The organism is Salinivibrio sp. PR919 (genome assembly GCF_001995355.1).
Lineage (GTDB): Bacteria > Pseudomonadota > Gammaproteobacteria > Enterobacterales > Vibrionaceae > Salinivibrio > Salinivibrio proteolyticus.
The window spans coordinates 1-16451 of the sequence record NZ_MUFL01000001.1 but is presented as its reverse complement, the minus strand read 5'-3'; the positions used below and the strand labels follow the sequence as shown (position 1 = coordinate 16451).

13 protein-coding genes are annotated in these 16451 nt (G+C 50.2%); 6 read left to right on the top strand and 7 right to left on the bottom strand.

The genetic code is table 11. The features are described 5' to 3' along the window. Window positions 1-15: 15 nt before the first annotated feature. A complete protein-coding gene (gene aceB, locus BZG83_RS00065) occupies window positions 16-1623 on the bottom strand; it encodes a malate synthase A (RefSeq protein WP_069590619.1) in 1608 nt (535 codons plus the stop codon). Window positions 1624-2141: 518 nt separating this feature from the next. Then, the gene (locus BZG83_RS00060) at window positions 2142-3050 is read right to left on the bottom strand and encodes a hydrogen peroxide-inducible genes activator (protein ID WP_077478900.1); all 909 of its coding nucleotides are present in this window, start codon (window positions 3048-3050) and stop codon (window positions 2142-2144) included. 143 nt (window positions 3051-3193) lie between these two features. Here BZG83_RS00060 and BZG83_RS00055 point away from each other — a divergent pair, with 143 nt between their 5' ends. The 3 genes from BZG83_RS00055 (at window position 3194) to ppk2 (ending at window position 5726) form a co-directional block, all read left to right on the top strand. Beyond that, a complete protein-coding gene (locus tag BZG83_RS00055; protein WP_069590615.1) occupies window positions 3194-3796 on the top strand; it encodes a peroxiredoxin C in 603 nt (200 codons plus the stop codon). A gap of 221 nt (window positions 3797-4017) precedes the next feature. Beyond that, window positions 4018-4758 (top strand): copper homeostasis protein CutC, encoded by a 741-nt coding sequence (locus BZG83_RS00050; RefSeq protein ID WP_077478899.1) that lies wholly within the window; start codon window positions 4018-4020, stop codon window positions 4756-4758. Window positions 4759-4904: 146 nt separating this feature from the next. Beyond that, window positions 4905-5726: a polyphosphate kinase 2 gene (ppk2, locus tag BZG83_RS00045; protein ID WP_077478898.1), complete on the top strand. Its 822-nt coding sequence runs from the start codon at window positions 4905-4907 to the stop codon at window positions 5724-5726. Between the two features lie 3 nt (window positions 5727-5729). Here the strand turns inward: ppk2 and phoU are convergent, their stop codons facing one another. From phoU to BZG83_RS00025, 4 genes are read right to left on the bottom strand one after another with little or no spacing between them, the layout of a single operon-like run. After that, window positions 5730-6437 carry a phosphate signaling complex protein PhoU gene (gene phoU / locus BZG83_RS00040; RefSeq protein WP_069590609.1) on the bottom strand — a complete coding sequence of 236 codons (708 nt, stop codon included), beginning with the start codon at window positions 6435-6437 and terminating at the stop codon, window positions 5730-5732. A gap of 10 nt (window positions 6438-6447) precedes the next feature. Further along, window positions 6448-7266 (bottom strand): phosphate ABC transporter ATP-binding protein PstB, encoded by an 819-nt coding sequence (gene pstB, locus BZG83_RS00035; protein ID WP_077478897.1) that lies wholly within the window; start codon window positions 7264-7266, stop codon window positions 6448-6450. A 19-nt stretch (window positions 7267-7285) separates the two neighbouring features. After that, on the bottom strand, window positions 7286-8932 hold the full coding sequence (gene pstA / locus BZG83_RS00030) for a phosphate ABC transporter permease PstA (protein WP_077478896.1): 1647 nt from the start codon (window positions 8930-8932) through the stop codon (window positions 7286-7288). Between the two features lie 18 nt (window positions 8933-8950). Next, window positions 8951-11152, bottom strand: a complete 2202-nt coding sequence (locus tag BZG83_RS00025; RefSeq protein WP_077478895.1) for an ABC transporter permease subunit — start codon at window positions 11150-11152, stop codon at window positions 8951-8953. A gap of 240 nt (window positions 11153-11392) precedes the next feature. Between BZG83_RS00025 and BZG83_RS00020 the strand changes: the two genes are divergently transcribed. Genes BZG83_RS00020 through ppx form a run of 3 tightly spaced genes read left to right on the top strand, consistent with a single transcriptional unit; the run spans window position 11393 to window position 15527 of the window. Beyond that, complete coding sequence (locus BZG83_RS00020) at window positions 11393-11902, top strand: glycine cleavage system protein R (RefSeq protein ID WP_077478894.1); 510 nt, start codon at window positions 11393-11395, stop codon at window positions 11900-11902. A 21-nt stretch (window positions 11903-11923) separates the two neighbouring features. Continuing rightward, a complete protein-coding gene (ppk1, locus tag BZG83_RS00015) occupies window positions 11924-14035 on the top strand; it encodes a polyphosphate kinase 1 (RefSeq protein ID WP_077478893.1) in 2112 nt (703 codons plus the stop codon). Then, a complete protein-coding gene (ppx, locus tag BZG83_RS00010; RefSeq protein WP_077478892.1) occupies window positions 14013-15527 on the top strand; it encodes an exopolyphosphatase in 1515 nt (504 codons plus the stop codon). The genes ppk1 and ppx overlap by 23 nt, the downstream gene beginning before the upstream one ends. Here ppx and BZG83_RS00005 read toward each other — a convergent pair. Continuing rightward, entirely contained in the window at window positions 15524-16411 is an 888-nt protein-coding gene (locus tag BZG83_RS00005; RefSeq protein ID WP_077478936.1) for a PstS family phosphate ABC transporter substrate-binding protein, read from the bottom strand. The two genes, ppx and BZG83_RS00005, sit on opposite strands and share 4 nt — an antisense overlap. Window positions 16412-16451: the final 40 nt, after the last annotated feature.

Genomic DNA, 16451 nt, shown 5'->3' with positions numbered 1-16451 from the left:
GTTGCTTCCGTGCCACTATGGCAAATACTGATACCCAGGTAGGGTTAAGAAGTTGACCAACTCATCACTGGTCGTCAGCTGTGCCATCAAGGCGGCTGCTTGCTGATATTGCCCGCGGGCAAAGACATCGGCCCCTAACTCGTGTTCCAGTACTTTCATCTCTTCACTGAGGTATTGCTCAAACAATGCCTTGGTAACTACTTGGCCATTGCTCAATGGCTTTTGATGTTTGATCCATTGCCAAATCGACGCACGTGAAATCTCGGCAGTGGCGGCGTCTTCCATTAAGCCGTAAATCGGCACACACCCATTACCTGAGATCCATGCTTCGATGTATTGCACCGCGACCCGAATGTTGTGTCGCATTCCCGCTTCGGTGCGCTCTCCGTCACAAGGAGCAAGGAGATCGGCGGCGGTAATCGGCGCGTCTTGCTCGCGGGAGATATGTAACTGGTTAGGCTTGTCACCCAGTGCGCGGTCGAACACCGCTTTAGCGGTATCTGCCAGCCCCGGGTGCGCAATCCATGTACCGTCGTGGCCGTTATTGGCTTCGAGGGTTTTATCTTTTTCAATCTTATCCAGCACCTGCTGGTTTTCAGCCGGATCTTTACTGGGAATAAACGCGGCCATACCGCCCATCGCTAACGCACCGCGCTTGTGGCAAGTTTTTACCAACAAACGGGAGTAAGCATTGAGGAAAGGTTTATCCATGGTCACGACTTGGCGATCCGGCAAGACGCGATCCGGATGATTACGCAAGGTTTTGATGTAGCTAAAGATATAATCCCAGCGGCCGCAGTTTAGAGCCACAATGTGGTCGCGAAGATGGTAAAGAATTTCATCCATCTCAAACACGGCAGGTAGAGTCTCWATCAATACGGTGGCTTTAATGGTGCCACGGCTTAGACCAAATTCATCTTCAGCAAATGAGAAGACGTCACTCCACCATGCGGCTTCTTGATAGGCTTGTAACTTCGGCACATAAAAGTAAGGACCCGAGCCGGTCTCCAATAAGCGACGATAGTTGTGGAAAAAATACAAAGCGAAGTCGAATAAAGCGCCTGGAATAGGTTTGCCCTGCCACTCTACATGCTTTTCCGTGAGGTGAAGGCCACGCACGCGGCAGATCAGCCGAGCCGGATTATCATTGAGCTGATAACGCTTACCAGTGTCAGGGTGGGTATAACTGATGGTGCCGTTGACCGCATCACGCAAATTCCGCTGCCCCTCAACCACTTGCGGCCACGCCGGTGCAAATGAGTCTTCAAAGTCTGCCATGAAGACCTTCACATTCGCATTCAGTGCGTTAATCACCATTTTGCGATCGACAGGTCCGGTGATTTCTAACCGGCGATCTTGCAGATCGCTGGGGATCCCACGAATGGTCCAGTCCCCTTGGCGAATTGATTCGGTTTCGGGTAAAAAGTCTGGCAAGGTGCCTGCGTCAATGCGCTGCTGACGGACTTCTCGCGCCGCGAGCAGCTCAGGCACGCGTGATGCGAACTTATCAGCGAGACTCGCCACAAAACATAACGCATCATCGGTTAGTATTTCAGCTTGTTCCGGTGATAACGCTTCTGTCAGCACCAGCGATTCACGTAACGTTGAACACGCTTCAGTCATGTTGCCTCCCTGGCCTCAGTTGTAATCCAATCACAACAAAAATGATTATTCCGCCACACTGCAACTTTTCTAGACAATGTGGTCACTGTTTAATCAAGTTGGCGTAGTTTGGCGTAAAAATCAACTAGAGATTCATTTCAACCTCGCAACAAAAAACACATAAATACAAACAAAACAGAAAGTTAAATAAAATAGAGCATTAGCTCGAATTGATTTTTTTGTACGAATTATTAGGAGGATATAAACCTGCTACGCAGATCATATTTTTGTCACCTATTTGTAACTCATTACGTAATTTAATTACACATTAAGCGACAAAAGATGTGTGGGAGAGGTAATAAATTTATTATTATCAGCCAGTTAATCGAAACAGCAAGATGCGTTGATTATAAACCGACTCACTGGCGTGATAATAATCCAACGATTCTATTTCACTTAATGAGGTTTTATTGCAGAGGAATATGCTACTTAATCTGCTATTAATCGAGATAAAAACCTAAATAGCAGATGATCGCTAGCTAGTCAGTGCGATTAAGTAATGCTGCAACCAGATCAGCCAATTTATTAAAGGTATCAATGCGACTCGATSATGGACGCCACACCATGCCAATTTCACGATACGCGGCGCGTCCGGGTGGCGTTTCTAGATGCACGTCGAGATTATCGATTAAGCCATGATCAATCGCCATTTGCGGAATAAATGTGACGCCATTGCCGTTGGCGACCATCTGAATCAAGGTATGTAAGCTGGTCGCCATAAACGGGTTAATCTTCTGTGAGGCYGTCATYTGRCAGGCAGATACCGCATGGTCCGTGAGRCAGTGCTCGCGCTCGAGCAAAAACACCGACTCATCGGGCAAGGCACCGTAATCCACCGGCAGCGTTAATTGCGCGGCTTGCTTGCGGCTCATCACCATCTTGAAAGGATCACGGCCAACAATGCGGCTAGTCATGGCGCCGATATCCATCGGTAAGGCCAAAATCAGCACATCCATTTCGCCGTGTTTGAGCGCGGTAAGCAAATTCGCGGTGGTATCTTCTCGTAACAAGAGATCTAAATTGGGATAGCGCTGGTTTACCTGCTGGACCACGTCGGAGAGTAAAAACGGAGCGATAGTCGGAATACAGCCCAAACGGACTTTGCCATGCATAGGATCAGACTGGACGTGAGTGAGCTCCATTAAATCTTGGCTTCGGGCAAGGATTTCGCGGCTGCGGCGTACCACTTCCTCTCCCATACCAGTCAGTACCAAGGTTTTATTGTCTCTTTCAATGAGCTGGGCACCAATCAACTCTTCTAGATTTTGGATCCCGGCACTGAGGGTCGATTGGCTAACAAAACACAGTTTCGCCGCCTCGCCAAAATGGCGAGTTTCTGACAAGGTAACCAGATAGTGTAGCTGCTTAAGTGATGGATATTTGTTCATTCTGTCAAACTTTATACAATCGTTTTTTTCGATTATAACAATCTATTAATTCCACTTTTTTCAATGTAGCAAGTCAGCTATAGTTTGTCTCGCTTATATAGGAACCTGATCTTCAGGCAAACTTTTTAATTAGGAGCTGAGTTATGGTACTCGTAGGTCGTCAAGCACCAGATTTTACTGCCGCAGCCGTACTAGGTAATGGCGAAATCGTTGAAAACTTCAACCTGAAAGAGTTCACCAAAGGCAAAAAAGCTGTTGTCTTTTTCTACCCACTCGACTTCACTTTCGTGTGCCCATCAGAGCTGATTGCATTCGATAAGCGTTTCCAAGACTTCCAAGCGAAGGGCGTTGAGGTTATCGGTGTGTCTATCGACTCTCAGTTCTCACACAACGCATGGCGCAAAACTGCCATCGAAGACGGTGGTATCGGTGCGGTTAAATACCCACTGGTTGCAGACGTTAAACACGAAATCTGCAAAGCGTACGACGTAGAGCATCCAGAAGCAGGTGTTGCTTTCCGTGGTTCTTTCCTCATCGATGAGGAAGGCGTTGTACGTCACCAAGTCGTAAACGATCTGCCACTTGGCCGYAACATCGACGAGATGCTGCGCATGGTTGATGCACTGAGCTTCCACCAGAAGAACGGTGAAGTATGCCCAGCACAGTGGGAAGAAGGTAAAGCAGGTATGAAAGACTCACCAGAAGGTGTTGCTGCATACCTGTCTGAGCACTCTGCTGACCTGTAATTATTAACTGTCAAAAGGTGACGTGCCCTACGCACTGGACAATGTGAGATAATAATGAGGCCCGGTTAAACCGGGCCCTTTTTGTATCTAGTCCCCCATGACACGTTACTTGCATCGTCACGATCCCCCTCGCTTTCTACCGCTTCTACTAGGTAATTCTTCAGCCTGCTGTCACAATACAGCCTCTATTATTGACACTGTGTTGCTCACTAAGGGGTGGTATGTCTGTCTTGGTCGAAGTTTGTATTGATAGTATTGGCTCTTTAAAGGTGGCAGAGCGCGCTGGCGCTGACCGCATCGAGCTGTGTAGTGCACTGCGCCTTGGTGGACTCACGGCCAGTTACGGCTATATGCAACTTGCCGCCCAACAAGCGAATATCCCCATTTATGCCATTATCCGGCCACGTGAGGGAGACTTTTTATACAGCAGTGACGAAGCAGAAGTCATGCTCAAGGATATTGCGATGGCACGCCAAGCTGGATGTGCAGGTGTGGTGATCGGCGCACTGACAGCCCAAGGACAGCTCGACTTACCGCTTATCGATGACATGTTGGCAGAAGCCAAAGGCATGGGCGTGACGTTTCATCGCGCGTTTGACCACTGCGCCGATCCTGAATCAGCACTGGAAGCGCTTTTAGCGCGTCCCGCGATTGAGCGGGTACTTACTTCGGGCCAAGCCAGCAGCGCAGAGCAAGGTAAAGAGGCACTGAAACGCTGGGTAGAAATGACCCGACAGGCTGCTTTACAGATCATGCCTGGCGCGGGGGTCACGCCTGATAATGCTGCGGCGATCCTCTCCCACTGCGGCGCGCGTGAAATTCATTTATCTGCCCGTATGGATCAGTCCAGTGCCATGCAACACCGGGCAATGGCCACCATGGGCGAAGGTGATGATGCCTGCTACCCAATGACCAACCCCGCCATTATCCGGCAAATAAAAGCCCTTTCCGCACGCTTGTGAGTGCGTGCAACAGGCTATGGCACAACACTGAACTGTGACTGACTCGGATATTTTGATGCGCGATCGCCGTCCTCGAGGCGGTAGCGTTGCATCGTAAAGGCGAGTTTTCTACCGTAAAAGCACAATGGTGTGAAAAGGAGTTTCCCTTGTCGGATAAAACATCAAGTAAAATCGGCAAAAAGCACTACGAAAAGAAACTGACGGAGCTACAAACCGAGCTAGTCAAACTGCAAGAGTGGGTCAAGCAAGAGCGCCTCAAAGTGGTGGTGTTATTCGAAGGGCGAGACGCCGCGGGCAAAGGTGGCGTGATCAAACGTATTACCGAAAAACTCAACCCACGTGTATGTCGCGTCGTCGCGCTAGATAAGCCCACCGAGCGCGAGCGTACCCAATGGTATTTCCAACGTTATGTTGAGCACCTGCCTGCCGGTGGTGAAATCGTTCTGTTTGACCGCAGCTGGTACAACCGAGCGGGGGTTGAGCGGGTGATGGGATTTTGCTCCGACGAAGAATACGAAGAGTTTCTACGTACCTGTCCCGAGTTTGAACGCATGTTAATGCGTGCTGGCATCATCTTGATTAAATATTGGTTTTCAGTTTCTGACGACGAGCAAGAAAAACGCTTTGCCGAACGTATTAGCACCCCCATTAAGCGCTGGAAGTTCAGCCCGATGGACTTAGAGTCTCGCAGCCGCTGGGTGCAATATAGCGAGGCCAAAGATCGTATGTTTGCTTACACAGACACCAAAGACAGTCCGTGGTGGGTGGTCGAAGCGGACAATAAAAAGCACGCACGGCTCAATTGCATTGCGCACTTGTTATCGCAGATCCCGTATCAAGAAATCACCTACCCCGAGGTCGATCTACCTGAAATCAATAAAGAAGGCTACGTACGCATGCCACTTGAAGAGCAAAGTTTTGTGCCCGATCAAGTCAGCGAGTGGCTCAATAATGAGCCAGACGATTAACCCTTATTTAAGCAGTTTTTCCAGCTCTTCTTTTTGAATATGGCGAACATCTTTTCCTTTCACAAAGTAAATGATGTATTCGCAAATATTCTGACAGCGGTCGCCAACACGCTCAATGGCGCGTGCTGACCACATCACTTTCAGCACGTTAGGAATTGAGCGTGGGTCTTCCATCATGTAGGTCATCAGTTGACGCAAGATCCCTTCGTATTCACGATCTAAGGAGTCATCTTTTCGATACACCCGCATCGCCGCCTCAATATCCATACGGGCAAACGCATCCAGTACCTCGTGCAGCATTTTCGCCGCACGTTGCCCTAGCGCTTCCAGCGAGACGAGAAAAGGCTGCTGAGAGTGACTGGAGTTATCCAATGCCATTTTCGCGATGCTGTCCGCCACATCACCAATACGTTCAAGATCGGTAATGGTTTTGATGATCGCCATCACCAGTCGCAAGTCACTGGCGGTCGGCTGACGTTTGGCAATAATTCGCGTGCACGCCTCATCGATCGCTACTTCCATGCCATTGACTTTGTGATCTTCACGAATAACATGACGCGCCAGATCGACATCTTGGTTATGCATGGCACGTAGTGCATCGGTCAGTTGGCGTTCGACCAACCCCCCCATGGTTAAAACATGGGTTCGAATGGCTTCAAGCTCGGCATTAAACTGTCCTGAAATGTGGCGACTGATGTTATGGTTGTCCAAGGCCTGCTCCTTATCCGTAGCGACCAGTTATATAGTCTTCAGTTTGTTTATTTTTCGGCGTCGTAAACAAGGTGTCCGTGTCCGCGTATTCCACCAAACGCCCCATATTGATAAATGCGGTTTGATCCGAGACACGCGCGGCTTGTTGCATATTATGGGTGACGATCACCACGGTGTATTGGCTTTTCAAATCATTAATCAACTCTTCAATCGTCAACGTTGAAATCGGATCCAACGCTGATGAAGGCTCATCGAGCAACAATACCTCTGGTTCAATCGCGATCGCACGGGCGATAACCAAACGCTGCTGCTGACCGCCTGACAAGCCAAATGCATTATCATTGAGTCTGTCTTTTACCTCATTCCACAAAGCCGCCCCTCGCAGCGCTCGCTCTACCGCATCATCGAGCACCCGGGGATCATTGATACCCTRCAGGCGTAATCCGAACACCACATTTTCATAAACAGATTTAGGAAAAGGGTTGGGCCGCTGAAACACCATACCAACTTGGCGGCGTAATGCAGGCACATCAACGTCGCGATCGTAAATATTCTGCCCATGCAGGGTCACTTCCCCGCGAACACGACAGCCATCAACCAGATCATTCATCCGATTAATACAGCGTAGCAAGGTCGACTTACCACAGCCGGACGGGCCGATAAACGCCGTGACCTTTCCCTTTGGGATCCGCATATTAATATCAAACAAAGCTTGTGTTTGCTGATAGTACAAATTGAGATGACGGATCGACAGCGCGGTTTGCTCTTCAGGCAAATTTGCCAAATCGAGCTCGGGAGTCAGGCCAATTCGGGAGTTTATCGAAAACATAGCTTGTCGAGCCTCATCATTATTGTTCCAAATCGCGATACTTTTCACGCAAGTAATGGCGGATCCCGATAGCGGCAAGGTTTAACGCCACAATCACAGACACCAGTAAAAACGAGGTGGCATATACCAGAGGGCGTGCCGATTCAATATGGGTACTCTGAAAGCCAAGATCATAAATATGATATCCCAGATGCATAAACTTACGTTCGAGGTGCAAAAAGGGGAAGTTACCATCCACCGGCAAAGCTGGTGCCACTTTCACTACCCCCACCAGCATCAAAGGCGCAACCTCACCGGCTGCACGTGCAACGGCGAGGATCAGCCCAGTCATCATCGCCGGACTTGCCATCGGCAGCACGACTCGCCACAGTGTCTCGGCTTGGGTCGCACCTAATGCAAACGCACCATGACGAACACTGGTCGGGATGCGTGCCAACCCTTCCTCCGTCGATACAATGACCACGSGCAGCGTCAAAATCGCCAATGTTAACGCTGACCAAAGTACGCCCGGCGTTCCAAAGACAGGGGCCGGTTGAGCGGCTTGATAAAAGAGCTCATCAATCGAACCACCAATGAAATAGACAAAAAAGCCCAAACCAAACACGCCATAGACGATCGAAGGTACCCCGGCCAAATTGACAACTGCAATCCTAATCATCCGTGTAAACGCGGTTTTTGGCGCATATTCATGAAGATACACCGCGGCAATCACCCCAAGCGGCGTTACAATCACAGCCATCAACAGCACCAAAAATACAGTGCCAAAAATGGCCGGGAACACGCCGCCAGAAGCATTACCATCCCGTGGTGGCTCTGAGACAAACGCACCAATTTGATGACCCCAAAAGAGCAGCTTCTCAACCCCGCTCATTGCGTTGGGGTACCATACCGCCAAGACGTTACGAAGTGGCAGTAGCACTTCTTCATGATGGCTATCTTTGACCACCAACATGGCATCATCTTGGTGATGGCGTAAACTTTCCAGCTTCTTCTCGAGCTGGGAATATTGGTCCAATAGCTGCGCGCGCTGCTCTGAAATATGGGCCGGGGGCTCACGATTTGCGGCATGGGCCAAGGCCCAGCGTTTTTCCTCTAAACGCAGCTGTTCCAGTTGATAATTGACACTGGCGAGGTGGACACGTTCAATATCATCAATCACATCACGTCGCGCGGACAAGTCGTCAAGGCGCGCTTCAAGATCTGCCTCATCTAGGCGATGGCGCGTACCTTTCTCATCTACCAGCGCAACAGGCCATCCATAGAACATCCCATTCTCGACCCGCTCTATCATGGCTAACGATGCCGGAGTAAATTGGCTGCGAATGTTAAACGCCAACAACTGCCGGAAGTCCACCCCGTCACGCTCGCGATTACCGATTTTGACCACTAAACGGGCATAATCTGGGTTAGCATCTTCCGGTAATGTGATGCCTGCATCTTGCAGTTGCGTCGCGTCGACACGGTCCGTTTGGTAAATCTGCCCAATCACCGTTTCTTGGCCTTCGGGTGTATTGAGCGTGAACTGGGTGATGGGCGTAGGCCAAAAATAGCCCAACCCGCGCGCACCAATAAGAAGCAACACACCAAGGATCGCAATCAAGCTGACACTGACCATGCCTGCGCTTATCCACACCCAAGGGGTTCCTGATTTCATCCATGCGCGCATACGAGCTCTCATCCCCACCTATAAGTTACTGTACTTGTCGCGCAAGCGTTGGCGTACGAGTTCAGCTAAGGTGTTAAACACAAAGGTAAATACAAACAAAATAAATGCGGTTAAAAATAACACGCGATAATGGGAACTCCCCACCTCAGACTCGGGCATTTCAACCGCGATATTGGCGGACAAGGTGCGCAACCCCTCTAACAGATTCCAATCCATGATAGGCGTATTCCCGGTCGCCATCAGTACAATCATGGTTTCGCCCACCGCACGTCCGAGTCCCATCATCACCGCCGAAAAAATACCCGGGCTTGCGGTGAGCAATACCACACGTGTCAATGTCTGCCAATGAGTGGCCCCCAAGGCCAACGCGCCGCTTTTTAAATGCGGCGGTACAGAGAAAATGGCATCTTCCGCAATCGAGAAAATGGTTGGCACTACCGCAAAGCCCATCGCAATACCGACCACTAGCGCGTTACGCTGGTCATAGCCTATCCCTAATTCATGGGTGATAAAGCGACGCGCATCGCCGTCAAAGCATAGGTGTTCTAACCAAGGCCCTAATTGCCAAGCCACCAACGCAATCAGTAACAGGGCCGGAATGATCACCAAGATTTGTGCATTGTCCGGTAAGCGGCGGCGTACATAGCGCGGGATCATTCGCCAAATCATGCTAAGACCCAGCAAACAAAGTGGCACCATCAGCAACAGTAAAAATACCGTGGGCAGGTGTTGCTCAACCCAAGGTGCTAACCAGAGCCCGGCTAAAAAGCCGATGATCACGGTTGGCAGTGCCTCAATGGTTTCAACCGTCGGCTTCACGACTTTACGTAACCCCGAAGACATAAAATAGGCAGTATAAATCGCCGCACCAATCGCCATCGGGACGGCAAATACAAGCGCAAAGAGTGCCACTTTCAGGGTGCCAAAAATCACCGGAACCACGCTTAATTTAGCTTCAAACGTGTCATCCGCAGAAGTGGATTGCCACACATATTGGGGCTCTGCGTACCCTTCATACCAGACCTTCTCCCAAAGTGAGTGAACACTAACTTCTGGGTGTGGGTTATCGATAGCAAACCATTGCCATACACCATCGGTGACGGTAATCAGTGCCTGTGCACGAGGAGAAAACGCCATTGCTTGCGGCAAGGTATCGAGCATGGCCGCAAAATAACGTTGCTTTTCGCTGGTCGCATGCAGCAAGCTCAGCCCCCCTTGCTCATCCGCAACCGCAATACTTTTACGATGCAACTCCGGTGAGGCCACAAACTTCCCTTTAGCTGGCTGAAATAACCGCACTTCGGTCAGCGATGGCTGGCCACTTTTCACCACATCAAACCACTGACTCAAGCCGCCATCTTGATGGTGTAACATTAACGAACGCCCACCTGCGAGCAAGGTCATCGCCTGAACCGGACTTTCCACCACATTGGCAAGATTAATGGTTTCACGTATGGCCATCTGTTGCCCGTGAATTCGCCACACCGTCAGTGTGCTGCCTTGACGCACAAAGAGGCGCTGTCCGTCAGGCGAGAGCGCTATATTATCAACCGGCTCACTCAGCGAGTGCCGTTCAATCCGTCCACTGCGATAAAGCACCAGATCCTGCGTGTGTGTCACCGCCACCAAAACAGGGGCTATATTTTCCCCGTGTAAACTGTCTGGGACAGCGAGCGCTAATTGGCGTAGCGCCGACGAGTCCAGTATCACAGGTAAAGGAAATGCCGCCATACGGCGCAGCTTGGGTAATACCGAGGTATTGTCGCCATATTCAGCGCGAAAACGTAGCTGCCAAACGCCTACTTGTCCCGGTTTTATTTCTACAGCCATAAAGGGCGCGGTGGCAGGCACTGTCGCCATCGCAGGACGAGGAATATCTGATAAGTTACGCGCCAACATCACAGTGGCAACTTGGTCGACCTGTAAAGGACGACGAGCTACGGTTAAGGTGCCACTATCATCAAGCGCATAAACCAGCTGCTCACGATTGTCAGCGCCAATAAAGTGCGGCGTAGCTGGTGTTGGCACACTAAAACGGCCGGTCGGCGTCATACTCGCTTGATGAAAAAGCGGTAACACGACGGTCAGCAAATAAAAGAACAAGAGCAGTAAAGTGACCAATACCATCACGCCACCAAGACGTACTGTATGCCGTGTAAACGTGTCTTTTAAACGTCTTACTCGATTGGCATCTTTGAGTGATGGTGAAGTGTGGGTCATTCGTGCCTCTTGTTTTAGATCAAGCCCTTAATTGTATGTCATTACAATGACATTTTTATGACACCCCCACTCTGAACAGGGATACCACCGAAGGCTGTACGCAATAAAAATGAAACAAACGGGCTTTAGGCTGGCGCAGGTTGATATTGGGCACAGTTTAGCGACTTTACTGCAAAGCAGCATAGACAACACCTTGACCGGCCTCAATAATTGACCCGACAATCGCCGTAAGGATCACGCATGAAGCATTTTGTTATCACACTGATGGGTCCCGATCGCGCTGGGCTGGTTGATCAAATCTCACAGACCATTTTTACGCATCACGGAAGCTGGCAAGCCAGCCGCCTTAGCCAACTCGCCGGACAATTCGCAGGGATCATCCATCTATCTGTGTCTGATACCCATGCGGATGCGCTAGTCCATGCGCTTCGCGAATTGGATGGCTTACAGCTGCTGATCACCGACGCTAAGCCAGTCACCCCTAACCCGACCACACATACCTTGTCGGTCACGGGCAACGATCGCCGCGGCATTGTTCAAACACTCAGCCAATTACTGGCCGCTCACGGTATCACTATTAATAAACTCAATGCGCAAACACAAAGCGCAGCCAATACCGGTGGGCAAATATTTACTGCTGATTTTTATCTGGATATTCCGCCGGATGCGGATGTCTCCATGTTACACGAAGCCCTTGAAGCACTGTCCGACGATTTGATCGTCGAGTTTGACAGTAATTTCACCCAGTAGAACAGGATTTTCTCACGCTTTATGACACTAGATACTTACCACGTCGACAAAGAATTAAGTTGGCTATCTTTTAACGAACGCGTCCTCCAAGAAGCCGCCGATAAGAGCGTCCCCATTATCGAACGTGTTCGTTTTTTGGGGATTTTCTCCTCCAACCTTGATGAGTTTTATCAAGTGCGTTTCGCGGACGTTAAACGCCGTATCATCATTGACGAAGAGCGTGGAGTCGATAGTCATGCCAAAGAACTTTTAAGTAAAATTCAAGCGAAAGTCGTCAAACTAAACCAAGATTTCGACCATCTCTACAACGATATCTTGCTAGAGATGGCACGCCGCAATATCTTTCTCGTTAACGAACGTCAGCTCACCGATAACCAATCCCAATGGCTAAAGCGCTATTTTCGTAGCAATATTCTGCCCTACATTACGCCTATTATGCTGACCAAAGACGTCGATGTATTGAGCTTTCTGAAAGATGCCTACTCGTACCTCGCCGTACAGCTTAAAAAAGAAGGGGAAGAGCCCAAGTATGCGTTGATTGAGATCCCAACAGATGATCTTGACCGTTTTATTAAAGTCCCTGAGCCCAAGGGTAAACGGCAGCGCAAAACCATCATCTTGCTCGACAACATCATTCGACTATGTCTTGACCAAATTTTCAGCGGCTTCTTCGACTACGACACGGTCGATGCCTATGCCATGAAAATGACCCGAGATGCAGAGTACGATCTTACTAATGAGGTAGAGCACAGCCTGCTCGAGAACATGTCGGAAAGCTTGGACCAACGCCTCACCGCTCTCCCGGTGCGCTTTGTCTACCAACGGGATATGCCGCCGGAAATGGTGAGTAAACTCATCCAAGTGCTGAARATTTCTGATTATGACAGCGTCCTACCCGGTGCGCGTTATCATAACTTTCGTGACTTTATCGGCTTTCCTAACGTCGGGCGAAAATATCTGGAAAACCCACCACTGCCGCCATTCGAATCGGCCGATTTTCAATTACATAACAATGCTTTCGATGCCATTCGTGAGCGCGACATCCTGCTTTACTATCCGTACCACACCTTCCGCCATATGACGGAGCTGGTTCGCCAGGCTTCTTTTGATCCGTCCGTGCGCAGCATTCGCATTAACGTATACCGAGTGGCAAAGAACTCGCGGATCATTAACTCCATGATTGATGCGGCCAATAACGGCAAGCGCGTGACCGTGGTGGTCGAGCTACAAGCCCGTTTTGATGAAGAAGCCAATATCGAATGGTCGCGCGTGCTCACCGATGCGGGCGTCAAGGTCGTGTTTGGTACTCCAGGGCTTAAAATTCACTCCAAGCTTTGCCTGATCTCACGGCGAGAAAATGGCGAATTACGTGATTATGGCCACATTGGCACCGGTAACTTCCACGAAAAAACGGCCCGTATTTATACCGACTTTGCACTCTTTACCGCCGATCAGCAGATCACGTCTGAAATTCGTAAGGTCTTCGAGTTTATCGAAAACCCTTATCGTCCGGTCAAGTTCAATCATTTGATCGTGTCACCACGTAACTCTCGACGCCGCATTCAAAAGCTGATTGAGCGCGAAATCGAACACGCGAAAGCCAAGCGTAAGGCCGGGATCACCTTAAAAGTGAATAATCTGGTCGATAAAAGCCTGGTCAATCTACTTTACCGGGCCAGCAGCGAAGGGGTGAAAATTCGCATGATTGTACGCGGCATGTGCTCTTTAGTGCCGGGCGTGAAAGGCGTGAGTCAAAATATCAAGGCGATCAGTATCGTCGATAGGTTTTTAGAACACCCGCGTGTATTTGCGTTTGAAAATGGTGGGGAGCGTGATGTCTATATCTCTTCCGCCGACTGGATGACCCGCAATATCGATAACCGTATCGAAGTCGGTGCGCCCATCCGCGATCCGCGTTTAAAAGAACGTATCATGGACATCCTTGAGATCCAATTTTCCGATCGGACCAAGGCGCGTATCATCGACAAGGAGATGTCGAATACCTATGTTAAACGAGGGAACAAGAAAAAAATTCGCTCGCAAATCGAAACTTACGATTTCCTCAAGCAGTTAGAGAGACAGGAACTCAAACACGCGGAAAAGTTGCAGCATGACACACCCCAAAGCAAGTAATGATAAGCCGAGAGAGATTGCGGCCGTCGATCTTGGCTCTAATAGCTTTCATATGGTGGTTGCCCGCGTGGTCGGGCAAGGCCTACAAATTATCAGTCGTCACAAGCAGCGGGTGCGATTAGCCGCAGGATTGGATAAAAAGCAGCGCCTAAGCGACGAGGCCATTCAACGTGGTGTCGACTGTTTAGCCATGTTTGCCGAACGCCTCAATGGCATCGAGATAGACAACGTTCGGATCGCAGCAACCCATACCTTACGCCAAGCCAAAAACGCACATGAATTTATTGAACGGGCGAATCAAGTCTTCCCTTACCCGATTGAAATTATTGCGGGTGAAGAAGAAGCACGCCTGATTTATCTGGGGGTCTCTCACACCCAGCAAAATCTGGGTCGCCGTTTAGTCATTGATATCGGTGGAGGCTCAACCGAGCTGGTGATTGGTGAAGACTTTCAGCCCCTGCTCGTTAATAGCAAACGCATGGGGTGTGTCAGCTATAACGAACGCTTTTTCCCACAAGGCGCGCTGAGTGAAAAGCAATTTCTCGCAGCCCAAACGGCTACCCAACAAAAATTGGAAAGTCTGGCGAGTCAATATCGCAAAGCAGGATGGCAAGTCGCGTTAGGCGCATCGGGCACCATTAAAGCCATTCGCGAGGTGGTGATTGGGTTGGGCGATGAGGATGGCATTATCACGCGCAAGCGCTTGGATAATGTGATTGAAAAGCTATTAAAGTTCAAACACAGTGACAGCATCGATTTACCGGGATTGACCGAAGACAGGCAGCCGGTCTTTGCCGCTGGGGTGGCGATTTTATCCGGTGTTCTCGACGCGCTCAAAATTGATGAATTGCGCTTCTCAGATGGTGCCCTGCGTGAGGGCTTACTGTATGAGATGGAAGAGCGCTTCCAACGCACCGACATCCGTGGCCGAACTACAGATGATATGGCCGCACGCTACAATGTCGACCTTGCCCATGCACGGCGAGTCCAGCAAACCGCCGCCCACTTCTACGCACAAGCGGAGCCCGAACAAGGCAGTAAAAAAGCGGAATTGGCTGGATTACTCAATTGGGCCGCTTTATTGCACGAAGTGGGGTTAAGCATTGGTTATCCGGGCTATCACAAACATTCAGCATATATTCTCAGCAATACTAACCTACCCGGGTTTAACCAAGAGCAACAAACCGTCTTGGCAACCCTTGCGCGCTTTCATCGTAAAGCGTTAAAGCTGGGAGAAATGCCCAAATTCACCTTGTTTAAACCCAAACTGATCGAAACGCTTATCTGCGCACTGCGGCTCGCCTGTGTGTTGCACTCACAGCGCAATGACGAAGCTCTCCCCGAGATTACGGTGACTATCGATAAAAACGGCGGTTGGCAGCTGCAGTTTCCCAAAGGCTGGCTGGATGATAATCGCTTACTTGCGGCCGACCTGACCGCAGAGCAAGACTACTGGAAAGCGGCGGGTTGGTCGCTTTGTTTTAGCGACTAATCCAATCCAAGTGCATGGCGCTGCGCATGCACCACTTGCGCCGGGAGGGGAATATATCCTTCTCGGCTTACTTCCTTTTGCCCTTGTGCAGAGAGGATATACCCCATAAACGCCGCCTCAAGCGGAGCTAGCGGCGCGTTGGGTGCTTTATTGATATAGAGGTATAAATACCGTGTAAGTGGGTACTCACCATCGCGAATTGACTGCTGAGTCGGCAGAACAGCAGGCTTACCGGGATGACCGACGGCGAGCATTTTCGCCCCCGACGCTTGGTGACCCATCCCCGCGTATCCAATCGCATTTAATGAGGAGGCCACAGATTGCACCACAGATGCCGATCCCGGTTGCTCGTTGACATTGGCGCGAAAGTCACCACGACACAATGCCGCCTGTTTAAAGTAGCCATAGGTACCGGATACCGAGTTACGCCCAAATAATTGTAGATCGCGATGTTGCCAACGTCCGGTAAGTCCTAACTGCCCCCAGCGAGTAATAGACTCACTCGCCCCACACCAGAGCGTTCGCGAAAAGATAGCATCCAGCTGATTGAAGCTAATTCTCTGTAGTGGGTTATCTTGGTGGACATAAACCGCCATGGCATCAATCGCCACCGGCACAGCGGTGGGTGGATAACCGAATCGCGCTTGGAACGCATTTTCTTCACTGACCCGCATCGGACGGCTCATTGGGCCAAGTTGTGCTGTACCTTCCACCAGCGCGGGGGCCGCCGAGGCAGAGCCGGGGGTTTGCAGCTGAACATTTACCCCCGGGTACAAACGCTTAAACCCGTCGGACCACGCCGCCATCATGTTGCCTAAAGTATCGGAACCTACGGAATTTAAGTTCCCCGAAACGCCGCTGATACGCTGATATTCAGGCAGCATTGGCTGGGTCGTATGGCTCTGGGCCAGTGCGCTCCAAAGA

Excerpts from the sequence above, each read along its gene's own strand:
- BZG83_RS00050 (WP_077478899.1), top strand. The coding sequence starts at position 4,018 with ATGTCTGTCTTGGTCGAAGTTTGTATTGATAGTATTGGCTCTTTAAAG.
- BZG83_RS00025 (WP_077478895.1), bottom strand. The coding sequence starts at position 11,152 with ATGACCCACACTTCACCATCACTCAAAGATGCCAATCGAGTAAGACGT.
- BZG83_RS00020 (WP_077478894.1), top strand. The coding sequence starts at position 11,393 with ATGAAGCATTTTGTTATCACACTGATGGGTCCCGATCGCGCTGGGCTG.
- ppx (WP_077478892.1), top strand. The coding sequence starts at position 14,013 with ATGACACACCCCAAAGCAAGTAATGATAAGCCGAGAGAGATTGCGGCC.
- BZG83_RS00005 (WP_077478936.1), bottom strand. The coding sequence starts at position 16,411 with ATGCTGCCTGAATATCAGCGTATCAGCGGCGTTTCGGGGAACTTAAAT.